At 51.0% G+C, this 22303-nt stretch carries 21 protein-coding genes; 2 read left to right on the top strand and 19 right to left on the bottom strand.

Annotated elements, in window-relative coordinates:
• Window positions 1-38: 38 nt before the first annotated feature.
• From BN1247_RS16730 to BN1247_RS16710, 5 genes are all read right to left on the bottom strand, one after another.
• Entirely contained in the window at window positions 39-1031 is a 993-nt protein-coding gene (locus BN1247_RS16730) for an ABC transporter ATP-binding protein (RefSeq protein ID WP_054951388.1), read from the bottom strand.
• A 165-nt stretch (window positions 1032-1196) separates the two neighbouring features.
• Window positions 1197-2213: an ABC transporter ATP-binding protein gene (locus BN1247_RS16725; protein WP_054951387.1), complete on the bottom strand. Its 1017-nt coding sequence runs from the start codon at window positions 2211-2213 to the stop codon at window positions 1197-1199.
• An 11-nt stretch (window positions 2214-2224) separates the two neighbouring features.
• Window positions 2225-3157: an ABC transporter permease gene (locus BN1247_RS16720; protein WP_054951386.1), complete on the bottom strand. Its 933-nt coding sequence runs from the start codon at window positions 3155-3157 to the stop codon at window positions 2225-2227.
• Window positions 3157-4086, bottom strand: a complete 930-nt coding sequence (locus BN1247_RS16715) for an ABC transporter permease (RefSeq protein ID WP_054951385.1) — start codon at window positions 4084-4086, stop codon at window positions 3157-3159. Before BN1247_RS16715 ends, BN1247_RS16720 begins: the two co-directional genes overlap by 1 nt.
• 227 nt (window positions 4087-4313) lie before the next feature.
• The gene (locus BN1247_RS16710) at window positions 4314-6005 is read right to left on the bottom strand and encodes a peptide ABC transporter substrate-binding protein (protein ID WP_054951384.1); all 1692 of its coding nucleotides are present in this window, start codon (window positions 6003-6005) and stop codon (window positions 4314-4316) included.
• 423 nt (window positions 6006-6428) lie between these two features.
• On the opposite strand from BN1247_RS16710, the gene BN1247_RS16705 reads away from it, so the two are divergent.
• The gene (locus tag BN1247_RS16705; RefSeq protein WP_054951383.1) at window positions 6429-6806 is read left to right on the top strand and encodes a DUF3899 domain-containing protein; all 378 of its coding nucleotides are present in this window, start codon (window positions 6429-6431) and stop codon (window positions 6804-6806) included.
• Between the two features lie 78 nt (window positions 6807-6884).
• On the opposite strand, the gene BN1247_RS16700 is transcribed toward BN1247_RS16705, so the two are convergent.
• The 3 genes from BN1247_RS16700 to BN1247_RS16690 form a co-directional block, all read right to left on the bottom strand.
• A complete protein-coding gene (locus BN1247_RS16700) occupies window positions 6885-7454 on the bottom strand; it encodes a GNAT family N-acetyltransferase (protein WP_054951382.1) in 570 nt (189 codons plus the stop codon).
• A gap of 85 nt (window positions 7455-7539) precedes the next feature.
• Window positions 7540-8622, bottom strand: a complete 1083-nt coding sequence (locus tag BN1247_RS16695; RefSeq protein WP_147675276.1) for a hypothetical protein — start codon at window positions 8620-8622, stop codon at window positions 7540-7542.
• 231 nt (window positions 8623-8853) lie between these two features.
• Complete coding sequence (locus BN1247_RS16690) at window positions 8854-9624, bottom strand: SDR family oxidoreductase (RefSeq protein ID WP_390622055.1); 771 nt, start codon at window positions 9622-9624, stop codon at window positions 8854-8856.
• Between the two features lie 142 nt (window positions 9625-9766).
• On the opposite strand from BN1247_RS16690, the gene BN1247_RS16685 reads away from it, so the two are divergent.
• Complete coding sequence (locus BN1247_RS16685) at window positions 9767-10276, top strand: phosphatidylglycerophosphatase A family protein (protein WP_054951379.1); 510 nt, start codon at window positions 9767-9769, stop codon at window positions 10274-10276.
• Here the strand turns inward: BN1247_RS16685 and BN1247_RS16680 are convergent.
• From BN1247_RS16680 to BN1247_RS16630, 11 genes are all read right to left on the bottom strand, one after another.
• The gene (locus BN1247_RS16680) at window positions 10273-11247 is read right to left on the bottom strand and encodes an MBL fold metallo-hydrolase (protein ID WP_054951378.1); all 975 of its coding nucleotides are present in this window, start codon (window positions 11245-11247) and stop codon (window positions 10273-10275) included. The genes BN1247_RS16685 and BN1247_RS16680 overlap by 4 nt on opposite strands.
• 220 nt (window positions 11248-11467) lie before the next feature.
• Window positions 11468-11869 (bottom strand): hotdog fold thioesterase, encoded by a 402-nt coding sequence (locus BN1247_RS16675; RefSeq protein WP_054951377.1) that lies wholly within the window; start codon window positions 11867-11869, stop codon window positions 11468-11470.
• 138 nt (window positions 11870-12007) lie between these two features.
• Complete coding sequence (locus tag BN1247_RS16670) at window positions 12008-12895, bottom strand: ATP-binding cassette domain-containing protein (protein ID WP_054951376.1); 888 nt, start codon at window positions 12893-12895, stop codon at window positions 12008-12010.
• 99 nt (window positions 12896-12994) lie between these two features.
• Window positions 12995-14341, bottom strand: a complete 1347-nt coding sequence (locus tag BN1247_RS16665) for a cytochrome P450 (protein ID WP_054951375.1) — start codon at window positions 14339-14341, stop codon at window positions 12995-12997.
• Between the two features lie 111 nt (window positions 14342-14452).
• Window positions 14453-15274, bottom strand: a complete 822-nt coding sequence (locus BN1247_RS16660; protein ID WP_054951374.1) for a hypothetical protein — start codon at window positions 15272-15274, stop codon at window positions 14453-14455.
• Complete coding sequence (locus BN1247_RS16655; RefSeq protein ID WP_054951373.1) at window positions 15271-15870, bottom strand: RNA polymerase sigma factor; 600 nt, start codon at window positions 15868-15870, stop codon at window positions 15271-15273. Before BN1247_RS16655 ends, BN1247_RS16660 begins: the two co-directional genes overlap by 4 nt.
• A gap of 46 nt (window positions 15871-15916) precedes the next feature.
• Window positions 15917-16606, bottom strand: coding sequence for a hypothetical protein (locus BN1247_RS16650; protein ID WP_054951372.1), 690 nt, complete (start codon window positions 16604-16606; stop codon window positions 15917-15919).
• The gene (locus BN1247_RS16645) at window positions 16607-18814 is read right to left on the bottom strand and encodes an ABC transporter permease (protein WP_054951371.1); all 2208 of its coding nucleotides are present in this window, start codon (window positions 18812-18814) and stop codon (window positions 16607-16609) included.
• Complete coding sequence (locus BN1247_RS16640) at window positions 18807-19670, bottom strand: ABC transporter ATP-binding protein (protein ID WP_315969685.1); 864 nt, start codon at window positions 19668-19670, stop codon at window positions 18807-18809. Before BN1247_RS16640 ends, BN1247_RS16645 begins: the two co-directional genes overlap by 8 nt.
• A gap of 129 nt (window positions 19671-19799) precedes the next feature.
• A complete protein-coding gene (locus BN1247_RS16635; protein ID WP_054951369.1) occupies window positions 19800-21203 on the bottom strand; it encodes an FMN-binding glutamate synthase family protein in 1404 nt (467 codons plus the stop codon).
• Between the two features lie 246 nt (window positions 21204-21449).
• Window positions 21450-21920 (bottom strand): redoxin domain-containing protein, encoded by a 471-nt coding sequence (locus tag BN1247_RS16630; protein ID WP_054951368.1) that lies wholly within the window; start codon window positions 21918-21920, stop codon window positions 21450-21452.
• Window positions 21921-22303: the final 383 nt, after the last annotated feature.

Genomic DNA, 22303 nt, shown 5'->3' with positions numbered 1-22303 from the left:
TGGGCGGGCGATCATGCCATTGAGTAGTGATGTACGATCTAGCCGACTAAGTGGCAAGCGACCCAGTGATTCGGTTTCACTTCCGCAAACGTCGGCGACTGCTCCGCGCAAACGGGCATCGCGTGGGGACAGCGCGTGCGAAAGCGACAGCCGCTCGGCGGATTGATCGGGCTGGGAACATCCCCTTCGAGCACGATGCGCTCCCTCCCTTGCTCTACTTCGGGATCGGGAATCGGGATTGCCGATAACAGTGCATGTGTATACGGGTGGAGGGGCTCATCGTACAAATCTTCACTGTTTGCCACTTCGACTAAGCTCCCTAAGTACATGACACCGACGCGGTCGCTAATGTGCTTAACCATCGATAAGTCGTGCGCAATAAACAAATACGTAAGCCCTTTTTCACGCTGTAATTGGCGCAACAAATTAACGACTTGCGCTTGAATCGACACGTCCAACGCAGAAATCGGCTCGTCCGCCACGATAAATTCCGGCTCTACGGCGAGTGCGCGGGCGATGCCGATCCGCTGCCGCTGGCCGCCGCTAAACTCGTGCGGATAGCGATTGGCGTGTTCCCGGTTCAAACCGACCGTTTCTAGCAACTCGTAAATACGACTTTGCCGCTCCTGTTTACTGCCAGCCAAGCCGTGAATGTCGATCCCTTCCGCAATAATGTCGCCAACCGGCATGCGCGGATTGAGCGACGCATAGGGGTCTTGAAAAATCATTTGCATTTCCCGGTTAAACTGACGCATTTGTTTGTTCGTCTTTTTGTGCACTTCTTTTCCTTTGTACAGTACTTTCCCCGCTGTCGCTTCGTACAAGCGAATGATCGTGCGACCTAACGTCGATTTGCCGCAACCGGATTCGCCGACGAGACCGAACGTCTCCCCCTGCCGGATATAAAAGGAGACGTCGTCCACCGCGCGCAATTGTGCGCCCCGTTCGACGGTAAAGTATTTTTTTACGTGTTGTACGTCAAGAATGCGTTCTGCGCTCACTGTGTTCCTCCTCGTCCGTAAACCTTTCATCGACCGATCGCGTCGCACAGCTGTCAGGGTGAATCTACCTAGCCTGGCCTTGACGCTTTGACATCGGTTTCACGCTACTTTTCTTTCAATATTAGCAGTTTAGGCGTCGTAAACCAAGGGTTGAGATAGCCATCCGCTGCCTGAAAGCTACGTTCAAACGTATGTTTATTTCACTCCTGCAATTGTTTCCGGGGGACTGACAGGAGGGGCCATGGGGTGCTCCAGCCAACACGTAACCGTATGTCCAGTAGAAACGTATGAATATGCAGGCATCTCTTCCTGACAAATAGTCATCGCATACGGACATCGCGCAGCAAAGGGACATCCTTTCGGAGGCGAAAGCAAATCAGGCGGTGTCCCTAAGATTGGTATTAAAGGTTTATCTCGTGATGCATCAAGTCGAGGAACGGACGTCAACAATCCCCAAGTGTATGGATGCTTTGGATGATAAAATATGTCGTTAATCGTCCCCGTCTCAACTACCTTTCCAGCGTACATCACCACGACGCGATGCGCGGCATCGGCGACAATCCCTAGATCGTGCGTGATCAAAATAACAGATGTTTTCTTTTTGCGCTGCAACCCTTTCATCAGATCGAGAATTTGCGCCTGGATCGTTACGTCTAGTGCAGTCGTCGGCTCGTCGGCTATGAGAATCTTCGGTTCACACGCGAGTGCAATCGCAATCATGACACGTTGTCTCATTCCTCCGCTAAATTGGTGCGGATAGTGGTCAATTCGTACTTCCGCATTAGGGATTTCGACGAGCTTTAACATTTCAATCGCCCGACTGCGCGCCACGTCTCGACTAATCTTGTGATGCCTGACGATTCCTTCTACAATCTGCTTTCCGACCGTCATCGTCGGATTAAGAGAGGTCATCGGGTCTTGAAATATCATCGATATTTCTGCACCGCGTATTTTTTGTATTTCCTTTTCAGATAAATCGGTAAGGTTTTTACCCCCAAACTGGATACTCCCGCTCTTGTAACGCCCCGGGGGAACGGGAATTAAGCCGATGATACTGAGAGCAGTCACGCTTTTTCCGCATCCAGATTCTCCGACAATGGCTAGTGTTTCCCCTTCTTCAAGGTCAAATTGAACACCCCTAACTGCATGAACTTCACCCGCATGGGTGTCAAACGAAATGTGTAGGTCGTCTACTTTTAGTATCTTGCCCATCTTATGACACCTCATCTACGCAATTTCGGGTCAAACGCATCACGCAGCCCATCACCCAATAGATTAAAGCCTAACATGAGTAAAGCGATCATTGCGCCGGGTATGATTGTCTCATGGGGATAAAAACGTAACATACGAAATCCCTCATTGATCATAACGCCGAGACTCGTATTCGGGGGCTGCAAACCTAAGCCGATAAAGCTAAGAACGGCTTCAAAAAAAATCGCTGTCGGAATAGTAAATGTCAAGTTGACAATGACTGGACCTAACGTGTTTGGTATAAGGTGCTTCCAAATTAATCGTGCATTACTAGCTCCCAGCGTTCGTGACGCCATAATATATTCTTGGTTTTTCAATTTAAGAATTTGACCGCGAACAATTCGCGCCATTGGCACCCACCCAGTAATCACCATCGCAAACGCTATCGCAATAATACCGGGTTGTAAGATCATCATCATTAAGATAATCACGATTAAATTCGGAATACCGTACAACACCTCGATAATGCGCTGCATCACGTTATCGATGCGTCCTCCATAAAAAGCAGAAATACTACCATATGTTAAGCCGATTAAAAGATCGAGCGACGCCGCAATAAAGGCGATTAGCATAGACACACGCAGGCCTTCCCACGCGCGTGCAAACATGTCGCGCCCCAGATGGTCTGTACCAAAATAGTACTCCGCACTTGGACTTTTATTCGTATCCGTTAAGTGCTGCTCGTGGTACGTATACTTCGCCACGTGCGGACCAACAAGAGCCATTACGAACAAGGCGGTTAGAACGATTAGCCCGATTAACGCGCCTCGGTTCCGTTTCAAGCGCATCCACCCATCTATTAAGAGTGAAGTAGGCACACGGGTTATCTGCTCTTTCGCTGTTTGGCTAATGTTGGCGGACATAAAGTCTTCCGGACGATACGTTTTAGCTTGTAACTCACTCATTAACTTTTCACCTCCGCCAAGCGTACGCGGGGATCAATCACACTGTACATCACATCGGTAATGAAAATAGTCACAATAAACAACGCACTATACAAAATCGTTAATCCCATGATGACATACAAGTCTTTAGCCAAGATCGATGTAACAAATTGTTCACCGATTCCTGGGATGCTAAACAACCGTTCAATGACGATCGATCCTGTGACCACTCCAATGACAATAGTTCCCAATACAGTAATTGCCGGGAACAGTGCATTGCGGATGACGTGTCTCCGTATAATACCTGGTGTCGAAATACCTTTTGCTTTCGCTGTTTTTATATAGTCTTGTCCAATTACTTCGATGACTTCTGTTCGCATAAAGCGTGCCATCATCGCCACAATCGACATTGATAAACAAAATGACGGCATAATCGTATGCTCGTAGTCACCCCATAAAGCAACAGGTAACAACCCCCATTTGACACCGAGTAAGTACTGTAAAATAACGGCAATTACAAAACTCGGGACAGACACTCCGAGGATCGCGATGACCATTGCCATATAGTCATACCACGTATTTTGCTTGAGGCCGGCAATAACTCCGAGAATCCCCCCGGCAACCGTCCCAAAAACGATCGCCTGAAGCCCGACCAAGACTGAAGGCCAAATTCGTTCTTCGATAATCTGATTCACACTACGGCCAGCAAAAGTAAAAGATAATCCTAGGTTTCCTTGGAGCAAATCACCCCAGTATCTTACGTATTGAACGGGAAGCGGATCTTTCAGCCCGTAATGTTCCTCAATCTGCTCCCGCATATCAGCTGGTAGTTTCGCTTGATTTTGCAGTGGCGAACCTGGCAGCAAGTGCATCGTAAAAAAAGTCACTGTAACAATGAGCCAAAATGCAACTAACGCATACAAAAAACGTGTGAATATATACCGCGCCACTCTGTCACCCCACTAATCCCCTAAACATGTCGTTCATTCGCTAGGAAAAATACCGTCGTACCGTTCATACGATTGTCATCACATCACTATTAAAAATAGTTTCCAACCGGATGACATGTTTTGTTCGTGAGTAGGGGAGGAATACTCGTCACATATCCTCCCCATTTGCCGCTAAGATGCACACCTTATTATGCTAATACCCTATGCTAATACACTCATGGTTTTGATCACTCGACGTAGGCCCATTTGAAGTAAAAGCCCGGTCCGTATGGCGGCCTAATTAATTCTTTGATTTCCGGTCGCCACAAATACGCGCGGTGACGATAGTACAGCGGGGCAATCGGAGCCTCTTTGATCAAAAGTTTCTCTGCTTCCGCCATTTTATCTACCCGAGCTTTTTGATCGCCTGACGTCTGGGAGAACTTGATCGCCTCGTCGAACGTTTTGTTACTCCAGCTAGCGTCATTGTACGGCCCATCTGTTACGAACAGATCCATAAAGGACAGCGGGTCGTTGTAATCTGCACCCCACAGCGAAAGGTAAAGCTGGAATTTCTTTTCGCGGGCGAGGTCTAATCGCGCAGCAAACGTTTGTTGGTTAATTTCGATTTCCAACCCGAGGTTTTTCTTAAACTCCTCTTGCAGAAACTCTGCAGTCCTCCGAGCAGTATCGTTGTCGTCGGTCAAATACTCCAGTTTGGGCGGTTTCGACAAACCTAGCTCCTTAAGTCCTTCTTTGAAAAGCTTTTTCGCTTCCTCGACATTTTGCGCGGTCTTAATTTCCCCGACGTACTCGCGGTACGGCTCACCATCCGTCCCTTCGGGTCCTGCCATTCCAGGAGGAACGAAACCGTAAGCAGCAGTCGAGCCGTCGTTCATGATGACCTTGGCGTGCGTTTCTTTATCGAAAGCACCGGCGATCGCCGCTCGGATTTTGTCATTCTTGAGGAACGGATCCAATAAGTTAAACTCTAAATAAGCAGTTACAAATTCTGGTCGCGTCGTGAAGTCTTCGCGATCTTTGTACTGGGTCACAAAATCTTGGCTGAGCAAAGTGACATCGAATTTACCAGTTTCGTACAAGTCGATCCCCGTGGAAGTATCCTTAACGACATCCCACGTCACCTTATCTAACTTCACCGAGTCAACATCCCAGTAGTTTTCGTTTTTCACGTACTCCCATCCAGATTCGTGCTTCCAGTTAGCTAATTTAAACGGCCCATTGTAAAGGAGTGCGTCATCTTCTTTCGCGTATTTCTTCCCCATTTTCTCGACAAATTCTTGCTTTTGTGGATAAAACGTACTGAAAGCCATTTTCGACGTAAAGTACGGCACTGGATGTTCTAACGTGACTTCGAGAGTCTTTTCATCGACCGCTTTGACACCGACATCTTCCGCTTTTGCTTTTCCTTTATTGTACGCTTCAGCGTTTTTAATTTCGGAAAATATGAAAGCATACTGTGATTTCGTCTCTGGGTTTAAAGCCCGCTTCCACGCGTACTCGAAATCGTTCGCTGTCACCGGGGAACCGTCACTCCACTTGGCGTCTCGCAGTTTAAACGTGTACGTCTTTCCGTCGTCACTTATTTCCGGCAATTCTTCCGCCATTCCTGGAATCGGTTTCATATCTTTATCCAGTATCACTAATCCTTCCATGACATTCGAAAGAATCATGTGTGAAGCCGCATCGGTCGATGTCGCACTGTCGAGATCCGGCGGCTCGGCCCGTTCATTCATGTGAATCACTTGCTCTTTCGCCGGCTTGTCATTTTTACCTTTCTCCGCACTCTTCCCCTCGCCGTTCGCTGCTTGCTTCCCTTGACCGTCGCCCTCGTTGGCACTTTTTTGCCCACACCCCGCAGCAAACGTTGTTAAGATGAGGACAAACACAATACTAAGCAGTAAAAATTTTTTATTCACTAATTAACCCCCCTAAAATTAAGCTAGATACACACGTTCTCACATTTCTTTACCGTCTTGATAATCGGCAGCATCGCCCCCCTTTCAACCATCTTACTTGTGCAGACTCCTTCGTTATGCGTTGTTTAGTAAAGGGTTCACGAGAACTTTCATTTTTACATAAAATGATAGCGCATCCAATTGCAAGGTAAAACAAAATTAACTCCCTGTAGCGCCTTATGCAATAACAAACCCTTTTCTGTTATATGCAATCATAAACCTATTACCTCTATTTGTAAAGCGCTTTTTATTATTTGTGATTTCTTGTAACATAGTGTTTAGATTGCTTGCAAAATAGACTGATGGCAACCAAAGCTAAAAAATCCACAAGGGTCAGTTATAGTTATGAGTAATATTATCTTAAATGGGAAGGTGAAAGCAATAATGGTAAAATTAAAAACAGTACTTATTGGTATAGTTAGTGTCATTTCCATGACATTTTTTATCGCTTTTTATACCCCTGTTAATGTGCTTTCATTTAGTGATCGGCTTTTTCTATGCGGAATCGCGTTGTTAATCGTTGCTGCTTGTACACTCCTCTTATCTGGCAAATTCGGCCATGGTGTATGGCATGGTTTCCGTTTGCTGTTTACGGCCAAAGACATGGCTGATACAACCCCCGCTATTGACGAACACAACCAAACAAATGATCAGCGACATACAAAACGATTGGCCGGCAACATTATGCTCATCACATTCTTTGCCGGCATCGTCGATGTGTTCGTTTCTATTTTATTAATTGTAATGGTCGCTTATAGTTGAACTCGAACTCGTATCGACACTCTGTACCGTGAGCGAAAGAACCGCCCTACAAAAAGGCGGCCCTTCTTTGATCTCACATTACCCGATCTGATTCTCAACTGGCGGTTCCTCGTCCAATGTCAATATTTCTTCCACTGGTTTATCCTCCTTTCCGTAAATCTCCTTGTCTCTATACGTGTGGATGTTGTTGTACACGTGTTTCATCTTTTTGTAAATCGCCTGTTCGGATTCGTTCGTCGGACTCCAATAGTGGATTTCCAGTTCATACGGTTTGCCCGTTTCTATATCGGTCGGCCAGTAGTTGATCAATTGGGCCTTGTGAAACCCAATCCGCTTATAAAACCGTTGCCGCTTCACCGTGTCGCTATCCGTATAGTCGATCGGCTCCACTTCTAAAATGATTGGCTTCTGTTTACGCTTCATTTTTTCGATCAGCTGACTGCCTAACCCTTTGCTGCGGCCCTCCTTGGCGACGAGTAAATAGTCGACAAAGAGGAAATCCGGAAACTCCGCGTACATGACGACGTGCTCCGGACCGACATCCTTTTTATAAATATGTGGTTTGTCCGCAAGCAGACGCTCCATATGTTCTTTACTCTTCATTTCTTCTTCCGGAAAGTACTTCGCGAGTTTCTCATACCAATTCATGCAAATATCCCTCGATTTCTGCTGTTTATGGTTCGTATACCCCGAGTTACCGCATAATATGTACGGCCTGGATACAGGAGTTCTTCTACTTTAGCCAGTCTACTTCTGGAATGGAACGATGAAAAGTGTCTTTAAACAAGGAGGGGATGAGGCGTAAGTGGTACTCGCGCCGCCGTTGCTCTTCGAGGGCACGCGCAAGGTGCGTCGCAGCATCTTCCTCGGAAATACCGCGTTGTAAGTAAATGCGGCTCACGGCGCGCACAAGCTGCTCGGGGTACAAAAGACGCGCATATAGTAACCCCCAGTCGTTCTCTTTTAACGGGTTAACGGTTTCGTAACCACCTAACAGGTGGTGCAAGCGCTCGATGAAGACACTCCTTTTTCCGGCGGCGAGATGAATGTGTTGCGCAAGGTCAGTGACGGGGCTGTCGACGACTGTATCGTCCCAGTCGAGGTAACTGTAGGCACCGCTCGCGCGCCTGACCCACATTTTGCGCGATAAATGCCGCTGGGTGACGGTTCCACGCTTAAGGGACGCTCGTACGTCGCGCTCACTGCCGAGCCGATCTAAATAGTTGCGTGCTGTCTCCAACAACGTCGCGACATATGTGTAACTGTTTAACCAGAGGCGATCGACAGCTGTACGGTTAGTGACCACCGTGCACGCGGTGCGAACCGTTGTCAGGAAGGCGAGGTCTTCCTCCCACCGTGCCCGCCAATTTCTTCTTGTAAGGACTCGACGAGGGGCGCTCGCCAGTGACATGTCGCGCGAGGCACGGTGAATGGCCGCTAACGTTTGTGCCACACGCGACCACGTCGCGGCATCGCGCCATTGACACGGCTGACCCTCCTTATTTAACCAAAGCGCATAGTTGCCGCGGAAGCCGCTAAAGGACAGTTTCCCTCGCTGTGTTCGCACGAGGTGCGGCAATTGCGTTAACCCCTGCTGTCGCAGGTGCGCAAGTAACCCGTCCAGCCATTCCCAATACGCTTTTTTTCTGTTTTTAACAGGACACATCGTCACCAGACCGCGGTCAGTCACAAGGTGCCATCCGTGAGGTGCTGGTCGTACCCCCCGTACAGTCAAATCGTAATGATACGCCATTAACTCGGTTAAGCGAGGCTCGGGAAGATCACTCCCCGCATGATGTAACTCGCGTTTCGGCACGACCCCCACCTCCGTTATATTCCCCTTCACGCCTTTTCTGCCCTAGCAGCGGTATATTCGCTCGTACAGCACACGGCTATTTGCGTTCCGACGCAAGGCGCAACTTCCCCGCAGAGAAGTGAAACGAGCCCCGACATCCTGCCCGTAGGACCGCTACCGCCAGAGCGGTCTAGGCTGTTATGCCATTTGCTATGCCATAATGTATGATGAACGCAGAAAATGCGTGAAGGATTACATGGGCGCTTTGGATACGGGGTGAATGACATCGAGGCCACCGGTGACGTTGATGATGTTTCCAGTTAGAAAATCGGCGTTTTCTTCACATAAAAAGCGTACGACGCGTGCCACGTCTTCTCCTGCGCCAGGGCGTCCGCGCGGCGCTTCCGGATCGGTTAGGTGGCGTACGTCGGCAATGTCCTTTTCTTTATTCGCACCGACGATATCGCCGGGACAAATCATGTTCACCGTAATGCCGTACGGCGCTTCTTCTACTGCTAACGATTTTGTGAAACTAACTAAGGCGACTTTAGCGGCAGCGTAGACGGCCCGGTCTGGCCACGCAGGCGCTTCTACCGCCCGCCCGAAGCCGAATTGGACGATCCGTCCCCACCCGTTGTGGCGCATATGGGGGAGCACTTCGCGCACGAGGTCGAGCGCGCTACGTAAATTGCCGTCTAACAGGACATCTGTTTCCGCCGCTGTCACAGCGGCGAACCGCTTACGTTCGCGCATGAACGGGCCGACGTTGTTAACTAACACGTCGATGCGTTGCCACGCCGCCATCACTTGGGCGACTAGCTGCTGCACGTTCTCCCGTTTAGTTACATCGGCCTTCACGGCCATCGCTTCACCACCGTCCGCGCGAATGTCTGTGACGACGTCCGCAGCTGCCTCAGCATCGTCGCGGTAATTCACGACAATGCGAAAACCGTCCGCGGCGAGCGCAAGAGCCGTTTTTTTCCCTAGTCCGCGCGAACTGCCTGTAACGATTGCGACACGCACCTTGTACAACATCCTCTCGTTCCCATACTCGAACCTCGCTGCTTGCCACTTAAAAGAAATGATTGGCGGGTAATGGTCGCAGTTAGATACGGGAATAATAACAACGATTTGGTCACCACTTTTTTAGAAAGGGCGAGCCCTTATGAACAATGAACACTTGCGTACGGGTGCAAGCGAACGGTCTGTTCGCGATGCATCCCGTCACTATTTATTAAAACGCGGCGTCACGATGGATCACCTGATCGACCTCGTCATTTTTTTACAAGCAGAGTACTACCCAGACCTGACCCGGAACGAATGCCGAGAACAGGTCGAAAAAGTACTCTCGAAACGAGAAGTTCAAAACGCGATCTTAACCGGTGTACAGTTGGATTACTTAGCCGAACAGAAGCAGCTCGACGAGCCATTGCAAACGATGGTCGCCCGCGACGAAAGTTTGTACGGCATCGACGAAGTGTTAGCTTTTGCCATTATCAACATATACGGCAGTATCGGCTTTACGAATTTTGGTTACGTCGATAAAATAAAGCCCGGTATACTCGAACGCCTTAACGATCTCTCAACCGGCGAGGTGCATACGTTTCTCGACGATATCGTCGGGGCGATTGCCGCTGCCGCCGCTGCTCGCCTCGCCCATGGCCGGGCGCACTAAGCTTGTCGATAGACCGTTATTTCTTGCCCGTCTGCGCACAATAATTCACCTTTTTGTCGCAAATACTCCAAGTGGGCAAGCGTCTCCGCGAGAGCAAAGCGCAAATTGTGGACGGAAAGGTTGTTCCCAAACGCGAGTAGGCAAATGTCGTAAGCCGTCCGCTTACCGTCGACAAGTTGTTTCATTTGCTGTAGCCGCTCGTCGTGATGCGCCAAAATCTCCTCAATGCGCGTCGCGACGTCGGTAAACAGAGGACCGTGCGCCGGCAACACGCGGCGAATCGGTTTTTTCTTCAATTGCTTTAACGTCGTCAAAAACGTTTCCAGCGGGTTTTGATCACCTGCTTGATACAAGCTTACATTCGGGGTGATTTTACGAAGCAATACATCGCCGCCGATTAGCCACTGCCGCTCGGAATCAAAGAAGCTGAGGTGATCTTCCGCGTGTCCCGGCGTATGCCATACGTCATACGGGCGGTCACCGAGCATCACCGTCTCACCCGGCTCGAGAAACTGCGGGTCGGGGTGCGGTGTGACATAACCGATAAACTTCTGCAAATTGTCTTCCAAGTCACACGCGACGTCATTCGGCAAGCCATGTCGACGGAAAAACATGGCAATGTCGTCAATGTGCTTGTTTTTTTCTCCCCAAAACAGCTGCGCTTGCTCATATGTGAGGCGGGACATCCATACCTCCGCCCCAGTCAGTTCTTGCAATTTGCCGGCCAAACCGTAATGGTCAGGGTGGTAATGCGTAAGGACGATGCGCGTAATTTGTTGCGGTTCGATCCGCAAATGCGCAAAAACTTGTTGCCACGTCGCCCACGCTCGATCGTCGTTCAGGCCGCAGTCGACGATCGTATAGCCTTCCGCCCCGCGAAACAAGTATGAATGAATCCACTTTAATTGAAACGGCAACGGCAATCTCACCCGCCAGCCGTCTTCCCACTTAGTTAACGTCTCTAGTTCCACGCTCAATCCACTCCTTCGACTATTGTATCATACAACGCAGACCACCCGTGCCCGCACACCTTTACGTATAAAGGTAAATAACGGCGTACGCAAACGGGGCGTGCCGCGCATCTTGCGAGCGTTTACAAATATTGCGACTTACTCGGTTAGTTTTCGCGGCCAATTGTTATCTTGCGCGATGTTTGACGAAAGCGAAAGCGACGTACATCCGCGTGCCAGCTTATTGTGGGATAACGGCAACTGTGCAACGAGAAATACAGATGAGCTTTTCCGCTTCGTCGACAATTTTTATTTCCCACACCATCGTCTTGCGACCGCGAAACAGTGGCACGCCGATGCCGGTCACCATCCCGTCCTGTTTGCTGCGCACGTGGTTAGCGTTAATTTCTAACCCGACAACTGCCTCTTTTTTCTGGTCGACATTGAGCCACGCACCGTAGCTGGCGATCGTCTCCGCAAGCACGACCGAGGCACCGCCGTGCAACAAGCCAAAGGGCTGCCGCGTGTTTCCGTTGACGGGCATCGTCATCACCATTTTGTCTGGTGACGCTTCGACCATTTGGATCCCGAGCGCATCGACGATCGTTCCCGTTTCATTCAGTTGTTCAATCTTACTTTTCATTGTTATCCTCCTTTTCTTCAGTATGGTTTTAAGCCCCTACTAAGGGAAATAGTAGCTCGTCTGACTCTTTCTCTATTGTACACAAAAACCTCGCCACACGAAGCATTAAAATTATCGTGAAGCGAGGTGATAGTGTCCTTAGCGGTCGACGACGTGTTTGGTACGTAAAAAGTAACCGTCTTCCAGCGTGCCAGCTGCGGGGGAAAATGACGCCCCCGGGCATTCAGCCGCGATTAAGCGCACGTGTTGTGCGAGCGGGTCGCCTTGTCCTCCACCTTCCACTTGTTGCCGCCGCACGACGCGGTAGCGGCGCTGCAAGTCATCCGCCTCGCGCAGTGACACGGTCCCTTCCCAAACGGCGAGGTCGGGGTGGGCTACCCACTCCTCTGGCGTCCCGTGGAAGGCAACTCCCCCTTCGTCGATCCACACGATACTGTCGCACTGACCTTCCCAACAATACAGTTCGTGACTGACGACGACGACGTAGCGACGTGCCGCGTAACGGTACAAAAACGATACGGCCCGCTTTTGCTCAACGATGTCGAGACTCGTTAACGGTTCGTCGAGAAAAAGAAAGACCGGTTGCCCGAGCAGCGCCTGCACGATGCCGAGACTGCGCTGCCTTCCTTCAGATAGATTGGCGATGCGTTCGCCAGCGACATCGGCAAGGGCAAACTGTTTTAGCAAGTAACGGGTATCTTCTTCTAAATCTTGCGGTGGCAGTCCTTTTAATTCCCCGATGTGCGCGAGCAACTGTCCGACTGTCATCTGCGGGTAATAGTCGATATCTGTCGGTAAATAGCCGAGACGACTGCGAATGAGGGCCAAGTCGTCTTCTGCCCGCTTCCCGGCGTACGTAATCGTGCCCTGGTCAGCAGCCAGGGCCGTGACTAACACTTTCAACAGGGTCGACTTACCAGCCCCGTTCTTGCCGACAACGAGCGTTAAACCTGGTCCCACCTTCAACGCATTTACGTTTAGCTGGAAACTGCCAACCTGCTTTTGCACACCCTCTAATTGGATCATAACTTCCTCTCCGTTCAGCTACTTCTATAGGTTCGTACATAACACACAAGTGCGCACACGGGTCACACCGTTCCCTGCCCCTATACCTTGCGACTCCCCTTATCTGGCGGAGACAACCATAGGCAAACCACCTTGCGGACGGAGCGTAATGAGCGGCTCCGGTTTAACTTCTTGACGGTCTTCCGGTAAAGAGAGACGGAACTTCTGCACAATCGTTGCTAGCACGAGAGCCGCCTCGAGTAAGGCAAAATGGTTGCCGATACAGATGCGCGCCCCGCCGCCAAACGGAAAATAAGCGAACTTCGGGATCCGTTTCAACATGTCGCCCGCAAACCGTTCCGGTCGAAAGTCGGCGGGGTCGTCGTAAAAACGCGGGTTGCGGTGCATGACGTACTGGCTCATGAGCAAAATTTCTCCCGGGACAAACTGGTGACTGCCAATTTCTACTGTCGATACGACCTCGCGGCTTATTTTCCAAGCGGCGGGATAAAGGCGCAACGTCTCACTAATCACGTGTTGCACATAGGTTAGTTTGTCGTAGTCGTCTAGCGTAGGCAGCCGCCCTTGCAACACGTCGTCCACTTCTCGTTCCAGTTTTTCCACTATTTCAGGGTGCTTCGCTAACAAATAAAACACCCATGACAGCGTGTTCGCCGTCGTCTCGTGTCCGGCCATAAAGATAGTGAACACTTGATCGCGCACCTGTTCGTCCGTCATCCCACTTCCGTCGTCTTCGTCTCGCGCGCGTAGCAACGTCGCGAGCAAATCGCCGCGTTCATTCAATTCCGGGTGCTGGCGCCGCTCCTCAATAATCTCATAAATGACCTTGTTTAGGCCGGTAATCGCTTCGTGGAACTTTTTACTTTTCGGCGTCGGAATTTCCTCTGGCAAATAAACAATGGCCCGCGCCCGCTCGGTGATGTAGCGCATGCCCATTTCAATCGCCTCAGCCACTTGGCGGAAGCCTTGTGAGATTTGCGTACCGAACATCGTCTCTGTAATGACTGACAACGTAATTTCCATCATCGCGCGGTTTATGTCACGCTCTTCACCGTCTTGCCACGCGGCAATTTCTTGGGAGGCGTAGTTAACCATCGTATCGGCGTACGTTCCGATATGTTTCCGCGCAAACGCTGGTGCCATGAGTCGGCGCTGCCGCATATGCGCCTCGCCTTCACTCGTCAGCAGCCCTGCCCCCAGGGCGACTTTTGCAATTTTTAACGTTGTCGTCTTGTGAAAGTGATCTTGTTTCTTTACGAGTATTTCGTGAATGTCGTCAGGGCTGTTGATGAGATAGACGTTCTGTTTCAGACCGAAGCGCAAGCGCGCGATCTCGCCGTAATCGTGCGCCGTTTTCATCAAATAGGCGAGCGGGTCTTTCCTGAAGGCGAGTAAATTGCCAGTCAGTAAAAGACCCGTCGGACCTGTTAATTGTGCCGCATCCATCGTAGTCCTCCTTTAATGGTGGGATAATTATAACATCCCCCCGGGACAGACGTTTTATTAAGAGACACCGTGCGGCATAAGTTTTTCCGTACACGTTACGCTGCGACAGACTTAACTCACCGTGACGCGAAAAAGCCTTTTTGCGTGGACATACGCGCGAATTGAAAGTAGCGTACCCAGCAAAAAGCAGACGGGGACGACGACGAGCGCGAGTGTGTCGCTGACGACGAGTGCACAAGTGAAGAGCCACAAGGCGGTAGCCGTAACCATCCCGGTTTTAACGCCTTTATATAGCATAACATTTGCGGTCACCCCAAAAAAGAAGAGTAGCGGGGTCATCCAACCGATGACGAACATAAACGGGTGCACAGCGAGACTCGTAAACTTTGCGGTTAACAAAATATAGACACTCCCGATTAGCACGAGGGCGAGGTCGAGGAGTAATACGACGAGAAACCGGCTTAACAGCAACAAAGCTGGCGGAAAAACAGTAACACTTTCAACTGCGCGCATGCCCGCATCCCACGTACGAAAACTGTACACGAGACTGGTAAGCAGCACGAGCGGCGTGAACCATAAGGCAATCAAACCCGTCGCCTCCGGCGTAACTACTGCGTCTTGCATCATGATTGTCAGTAGCGTAAACAAAAGCGCACTGACGATCCAAAAGGATTTGCCGTGCATTTTTGCTTGCGCCTTAACTTGTGGCCACAGAGCAGGCGCCTCCCGCTGTCTCGTTTGCCAGACGTCAGCTTCCTCTCGATCTTCATCTTCTAGCGAGGAAAGTAGCGACGTCAATAGCGCCTGTGTCTCCCCCTGACTAGGTTGCGACACGAGTACGGATTGTAACGCTGGTTCAAGTTCGCGTTCTAATTGGTGAAACTCCTGTTCTTGCGCTTCAGTCCACACAAACTGTTCCCCTTCCTTCATCACCGCGATTTCCTCCTTTCACTGAGTGACATATTGGCTTCGTCTACGGTATCGGCCTTGCGCTCTTTTAGTAGCTCCTTTTTTAAATACCGCATCGCGTGGTACAAACTCGATTTCACCGATCCGAGTGGTATTTGCAACGCATCGGCGATTTCTTGTAACTTCATATCCTGGTAAAAACGTAAAATGACGATCGTCCGCTGCGTGTCGGACAATATGTTAAGCGCGGTCAACACTTCTTGCCGCAGCTCTTGCCGTTCAAAAATGTCTACGACGGAGGAGCGTTCGTCCACTTGCGGCGGCAGTTGCTCCTGTACGAAACATTCGGAGCGGTAACTGGCACTGCGCCAGTAGTCGCGGCACAAGTTCGTCGCGACGCGGTACAGCCACGCTTTTACTTGCGTCGGCACTTGGCGCTCCCTCGCTTGTCGAATAAAGCGCACGAACACCTCTTGTGTGACGTCCTCTGCTTTTTGTCGGTCGCGCAGCATACGTTCTAAATATCCGTGTAGCGGCGCGTGATAACGGTAGACGAGTGTTTCCAGCGCCGCCTGGTCGCCGCGGGCGACTTGTTCTGCTAGCGTGCGATCTGCGAGCACGGTCAACTCCCCCTTTCTTTGCTAATTGTTACCTTCGTTCAAGCTGCTACGCCACGTCACTCTCAGCAGCAATCCAGCGCGTTCGCCGATTGAACAGAACAAGTGACGACCCGATGAGCACGACAACCGCCACAATATGCGATAGACGGTTAACGACGAACATATCCGTTTCCTGCAAAAACATCGTATGCAGCGGCAGCCACAGTCCTCCCATCAACATTTCCAGCAGCCAGTAGGCGAATGGGAGAATCAAGCCGCCGTACACTTGCCGCGTCACCATAAAGCCGAACACGGCGAGCGCCGACATAAACAAGAAGCCTGGCAGTGCTTGCACGTACACTTCCCACCAACTGACCGTCCGCCAAACAGACTCCCCACCCTGCCACGGATAGATATCCATCTTGAGCTGCTGAAACTGCCAGTAGTATACGCCGACTACCACCGCGTGGCAAGCGGTGAAGGTCAGTATGCTCAGTAGCCATTTGTGCAGAAGCAAGCGTGGCAGCGACAACGGGTATGTCGCGAGTATTTCCATAAAGCCACTGCCAATTTCCCGCTGAAACGCCAAGAACGTCACCATCACCGCCACTGGCATCATCGCTAGTTCGCTGTAGTTGACGAGACTGCGCGTTTTGTCTGACGTGAGGATCGTCCAAAGGAGTAACAGGAGGTAGGCGGCGATCAACATGCCGGGCCAGCTTAAGACGTTTGCGAATTCCTTTTGCCACTTACTCACTTATAATCCAAACTCCTTCCACTTCGCCTGCCACTCGTCCCACATAATGCGTGGTCCGTAGCCGACTTTTGAATCGTCGTAACCGTACGCGGCACATTGCGGGTAGTAGGCACGCAGCAGTTTTTTTACTTGAGCGCTCTTACCGTCGTCAAACGCCCGACCGAGCATCGCAAACACTTTTGAGCGCGGCAGCTTCGCCGTTTTTTGGTCGTCGACCTCGCCGTCGCCCTCCCCCGCGTAAGTATTGATGAATAACTCCGTCACTTCATCGTGTGTCCAGCCCTTTTTTTCCCGTAAATACATGTACACATAAGCGCCGCGCACCGATTCGGTGACATCGTTCTTATCTTTATTTTCGTCATCGACATAAATTTCATTGTTTTTAAACAAGTGGTCGTATAGCTGCTCGCGCACGTTCGCCAAGTATTCGTCCCGTCGATGTGGCTTCTCAGCCATTTCAGCATAAATTTCGAGGGAACGATTCGGCCATGTATGGATGAAGGCCACCTTATTTTCCTTTAGCCAGCTTAACGAAAAGTAAGCCCGTTCGAGCGGCAAATAGAAAAATGTCGTTGGCCGCCTGTCTTTATAACGATTTCCTAACCACGCATCGTAGTATGGGTAGGCATCGTCGGCGAGGTAGCGCAACATTTTCTTCCCTTCCTCTACGTGCCACGGCGACGCAATAACGTGTAACCCTTTATAGGCGATGTCCGTCACATCGCCAGCGACTAACGACAGTCTATTCCACGCGTCGCCGCTAAACGTCTGTCTCCCAATGCGGCCCTCGGCTTTGGCGAGTGAACTGTACACACGTCCCGGAAACCCACCCACGGTGACCTTAAATGGCACACGGTCTTTCTGCTTTTCTGCCATGCCCGCTATGCTGTTCTCAAATTGATCGTTATATGGCAACGGGTACCAATCTAAATAAGAACCCAGTAATAACAGTTGCTTATCGTGGACGAAGGCCACAGTCTTGTCTCGCGACATGACGAACACGTCGCCAGAGTATCGCACATTCACGGTTACTTTTTGCGCTCCCTCTGGAAACTGGTCGCGTGGGATTGTCAATAAGTTTTTCGAACGGTGGAACTTAACCTTCTTCCCGTCAACTGCCACCGATTCGAGCTGAAACAGCGGTTCTAACGTAAACGGTACCTCTTTTGCCTTTTGTCCGAGGCCTTGCAAGTCGAGGTCGAACTGCGCGCCGACTGTCAGGCCGCGTTGTCCCGTTTTCATCACATCGATCGCGTACGATGTGACGCGTGCAGCTGTCTTGTCGGTGTTTTCCCACACACTGTCTTCTTCTTCTCCTCTCTCCACCCATAATCGGTAGACGAGGTCTTTCGTTTCCGCCCGCTCACTCCACAACAGTTGATACCACGTACCGGCTGCGAGCATTGCACAGCAGACGACAACACCGCCCACTTGCCACAATCGCGCTGCCCGTCCCGGTCGCCGCACGTAGCGCGTGATGACGATCGCCGCGAGAAGCGTGAGGGTGAATAAGGCGACGAATAGACGCGAACGGAGCAACTCATCGGAAGCGAGGGCCGCTCCCCACACGTCGTGCGCCCAGTCCGTGCCGCGTAACAGCTGATTAAGGTGGAACGTGCGCAAAAACTGCCAGTCGTAGCGGTCGATCATATACATTTCCATAAAAAAGGTGCCGAACATCCACGCACAAAAGCCGATCAAATAGACGATGCGGTGGCGAATCCACGTCGCCAGCGCCATCCCTAAGGCGAGACTGACCGCGTAGGACATCGCGTACTGCCCGACCAAAAACGAGATGTCTTGCCACGTTTTGGCCGCGGACATACCGTGCTGCGCGTACACGGTGACCCCGATGACGGCGAATGCCAGCGTGAACAGCGACAAGTACGTATAGCAGGCGACATACTTCGCCGTCAACCACGTACCGTTGCCGAGCGGCCACGATTCGAGCACCTCCGCCGTCCGCTGCCGCGTGTCGCGACGGATCGCCAACATGCCGAGCATGATGGCCACACCGACGGTCATCGTTTGTCCTAGATAGGAAAATCCGTACAGATGTGTATAATAATTGCTCGTTTCCGTGATGGAGACGTTCGGCTGTAAATAGTAGATGCACGATGCGACAAAGCCAGGTACAGCCAACAGAAAAAACCAGTTGCGCCCAATGTGCCGCCACTCCATCCGAAACTGCCTAAACCACTTAAGCATGAGACGTCCCACCTAACAGCGCCATATACCCGTCTTCGAGCGTCGGTTTAAGCGGCGTCCCCCGTCCGAGGGGGTTATCGCGGGCGATCACTTTCAATTGTATCCCCGTGTCCGTGCGGCGCGTGGACACAATTTTCACATGTGACTCGAGCGCAGCGTATTCTTCATCGCTCGCGGTAATCTCCCAAACGATTCCTTCGGCTTCATGCCGCAAGTCAGCTAGCGTCCCGGTCGTGACCACGCGGCCGCGATCCATGACGGCAAGGCGGTTACAGCTGCTTTCGATGTCGGCGACGATGTGTGTCGACAAAATGACGACGCGGTTGACGCTAATTTGCGACAGGAGGTTGCGGAAGCGCACACGCTCTTCCGGGTCCAAACCCGCCGTCGGCTCGTCGACGACGAGCACGTGTGGGTCCCCTAACAGCGCTTGCGCAATGCCGAGCCGCTGCCGCATCCCGCCGGAGTACGTCTTAATTTTGCGTCTAGACTTGTCGGTCAAGTTTACCTGCTCCAACAGCTCATCGATCACTTTCGTCCGTTCCCGTTTCGCGTTTATCCCTTTCATGACGGCGACATAGTCGAGAAACTCGCGCCCGGTCAAATGCGGGTATAAGTGAAATGTCTGCGGTAAATAGCCAATTTGCTCCCGTACGGCATCAGGTTTTTTCGTGAGGGAGAGACCGTTGACGGTCACCTCTCCTTCCGTCGGTTTGAGCAAAGTGACGAGGATGCGCATTAACGTCGTCTTGCCGGCGCCGTTCGGGCCGAGTAAACCGAACAACCCTTTGCCGATCGATAAATCGATATTTTTTAGTGCGTACGTTTTTCCGTAGCGCTTACTGACACGTTTCATTTCGATCATTGCGAATGCCTACTTCCCTCTCGTTATTACTCACAGCGGTAGATCGCGATCACTTCCTGCTGTAAGTACTTATATAACGGATCGGAAAGAAAAAAGGTTTAAAGCCCAACGTATATTTTTTTACGTGCGACGTCCCACACCTGCCCCATAACACAACCCGACTCCAGTCACGTCCGCCGTCCAACTGTCCAAGGCGCACAAATCGGAGCGGTTCACCTCGCTAATCGCTCGCTTCCCGAGCGCCCGGACGCCGAGTTTCATTTCTTCGACAGAAGACGTAAAAAAGTTGACGACACACCGCTCGGCCTCATCCGCATCGAAGGCTTCTGCCTGATTGCCGTCGTCGAGCACGAGTTCGAGTGGGTTTTCCCACGGCACCGATTTCGTTACTTGTACGTGTGTCATCGCAAACAGCAGTGCGGAGCCGATGTAGACCGCGTCGGCACCGAGGGCGAGCGCCTTCAAATAGTGTCCCGGTTCAGACAACCCACCGGAGACGAGTAGAGACACGCGCGACTGCAACTTTTTCTCCTTTAAGAAGCGTGCCGCGCGACAAAGAGCGTAAACAGTCGGTAACCCAAAATTGTCCTCAATAATGATCGGCGACCCTTTCGTCGCCGCTTGCGCGCCGTCGAGTGTCACAAAATCGACACCCGCTTCGACCGCCAGTTGTAAATCTCGTTCTAAATCGTGCGTCGGAAGCATCTTCACTCCGATCGGCACCCCACCCGTCATCTCCTTCAGCTCGTGGACGACGTGCCGTAAATCTTTACTATCCTTGATATTTGGGAAATTGGCGCGAATGACCGCAGACTCCTCTGCCTTGAGTCCCATCATTTGCTGGGCTTCTGGCGTCAGTAACTCCGGCGGCGTGACACTTTCTAGGCCCGCTGTCGCCCCTTGACCGAAATGAATTTCGATCGCGTCAGCTTGCGTCAAATAACGATCCTCTTTCAGCCATGCGCCGCGATGATACTGGACGATTAGAAAATCCGCAGCATCTCGCTCTGATTGCAAAAAAGGCCCCTCGCCCGTATTCGACGCCGTACCCACTTGCCGCGCGCCCCTCGCTAAGGCTAGTTTCACCTTCTCACTCACACCGACCCCGTAACCGAATGCAGCGACGATGAGCGGAGTTTGCAACGTTAACGGCTTTTTGGCTCGTGGACCGATAATGACGCGCGTATCGACATCGGCATCTTCCGAAACGGTTAAACGGTAAATTTGCGCTGGATTGAACATCAGTCCGTCAAAGTGTAAAAACGCCCGCGGACTGCCTAGCGGACGCTTAATGACGGTTCCGAATTCGGCCCGCAAACTGTTCTCAAACACATTTTGCGCCCCTGAGCGCCTCAGCGCCGATACAATCTCCCAAATGTTTTCCACATATTCATCCGTTAACAGTCGCGTTAAAAAGCGCTGCACGAACGCCTTCACCAGTTTGCGATGCAACATATAAACAATAGTAAAGAAAAGTGCCACAGCAACAAAAGACGCTGCCATTGCCGCTAAAAAATTTCCCATCCACACCACCTACCTTTTTCAACCGGAGTACCGCACGCATTTTGGATATTATACCCAATTAGCAAAAAGGCATGCGCACGAGGTGCATACTACAAAAAGACACGTGCTATACGCATACAAAAAAGCATCCTCGCACAAGGACGCTTATGTAGCTTGAATCATTCATAACAGTTGTATGATCGGTAGCATTAAACGATATTAGTAGCTTTAGCCGTTCAGAGACAGCTTTAGACGGTACCAGTAGCTCTAGCCGTTCAACTGCTCCAACGTGCGTTTAATCGCGGCAAAATCGGGCAGCTGCTTCGGATCGTCCGACGACCACGCATACTGTACGTCACCGTTTTTATCGACGACGAAGGCAGACCGTTTGGAGACCCCTTGGAAGTCGCCTAAGTTGTACAACACGCCGTATGCAGCCGACACCTCTTTATTAAAATCACTCAACAGCGGCAACTGGATATTTTGCTCGGCTGCAAACGCTGCGTTCGCAAAGGGACTGTCGACGCTGATCGCAACGATGTCCACGCCTAATTGACTGTAGTCGGATAAACCGTCACTTAAACCGCACAACTCATCGGTACACACCGGACTAAACGCAAACGGATAGAACAGCACGACGACGTTTTTCCCTCGGTAATCGGCCAGACTAATTGTTTCTTTGTCCCCCGTAGCTTTCAACGTAAAGTCGGGAGCTTGTTGACCAACGGTCACGCTCATCAGACACTTCCTCCCACTATAAATTAGTTTTATCTCGTGTTTCCTCACTCATTCACCGTATTTCAGCCCTTGACATTTGAGTGTGATGGATAATAAGTGCATAACTGTGTTTTTATGGGATCGGGGTTTGGTGCGGGAACAGAGAAATAACACTAAATTCCATATTCCCCCAGTCATTATGCGATGATCGCACCCTGGATCTCCACTTTCACCCTTGCGGTTTACCCTCCCATGTCACACGGGGTCTATTGCCCTTACATTCCTTCGTTCTACCTCTCAAGGGGTGGAGGCCGCTTCTTGCTCCCTTACTGGGTCGTTGCCCTTATGGAAATTGTACTGCGGCTACTCCGTGCTTCAGTTGTCTTTGCCTTCCCTACGGAAAA

Origin of the sequence: Numidum massiliense (assembly GCF_001375555.1) — a bacterium.
Classification (GTDB): Bacteria; Bacillota; Bacilli; order Thermoactinomycetales; family Novibacillaceae; genus Numidum; species Numidum massiliense.
This window is presented reverse-complemented; position numbering and strand designations above follow the sequence as displayed.

What these genes read in the sequence shown, in the direction of transcription:
- BN1247_RS16730 (WP_054951388.1), bottom strand. Translation starts at nt 1,031, where the DNA reads ATGAAAGGTTTACGGACGAGGAGGAACACAGTGAGCGCAGAACGCATT.
- BN1247_RS16725 (WP_054951387.1), bottom strand. Translation starts at nt 2,213, where the DNA reads ATGGGCAAGATACTAAAAGTAGACGACCTACACATTTCGTTTGACACC.
- BN1247_RS16720 (WP_054951386.1), bottom strand. Translation starts at nt 3,157, where the DNA reads ATGAGTGAGTTACAAGCTAAAACGTATCGTCCGGAAGACTTTATGTCC.
- BN1247_RS16705 (WP_054951383.1), top strand. Translation starts at nt 6,429, where the DNA reads ATGGTAAAATTAAAAACAGTACTTATTGGTATAGTTAGTGTCATTTCC.
- BN1247_RS16700 (WP_054951382.1), bottom strand. Translation starts at nt 7,454, where the DNA reads ATGAATTGGTATGAGAAACTCGCGAAGTACTTTCCGGAAGAAGAAATG.
- BN1247_RS16685 (WP_054951379.1), top strand. Translation starts at nt 9,767, where the DNA reads ATGAACAATGAACACTTGCGTACGGGTGCAAGCGAACGGTCTGTTCGC.
- BN1247_RS16675 (WP_054951377.1), bottom strand. Translation starts at nt 11,869, where the DNA reads ATGAAAAGTAAGATTGAACAACTGAATGAAACGGGAACGATCGTCGAT.
- BN1247_RS16670 (WP_054951376.1), bottom strand. Translation starts at nt 12,895, where the DNA reads ATGATCCAATTAGAGGGTGTGCAAAAGCAGGTTGGCAGTTTCCAGCTA.
- BN1247_RS16665 (WP_054951375.1), bottom strand. Translation starts at nt 14,341, where the DNA reads ATGGATGCGGCACAATTAACAGGTCCGACGGGTCTTTTACTGACTGGC.
- BN1247_RS16645 (WP_054951371.1), bottom strand. Translation starts at nt 18,814, where the DNA reads ATGCTTAAGTGGTTTAGGCAGTTTCGGATGGAGTGGCGGCACATTGGG.
- BN1247_RS16640 (WP_315969685.1), bottom strand. Translation starts at nt 19,670, where the DNA reads ATGAAACGTGTCAGTAAGCGCTACGGAAAAACGTACGCACTAAAAAAT.
- BN1247_RS16635 (WP_054951369.1), bottom strand. Translation starts at nt 21,203, where the DNA reads ATGGGAAATTTTTTAGCGGCAATGGCAGCGTCTTTTGTTGCTGTGGCA.
- BN1247_RS16630 (WP_054951368.1), bottom strand. Translation starts at nt 21,920, where the DNA reads ATGAGCGTGACCGTTGGTCAACAAGCTCCCGACTTTACGTTGAAAGCT.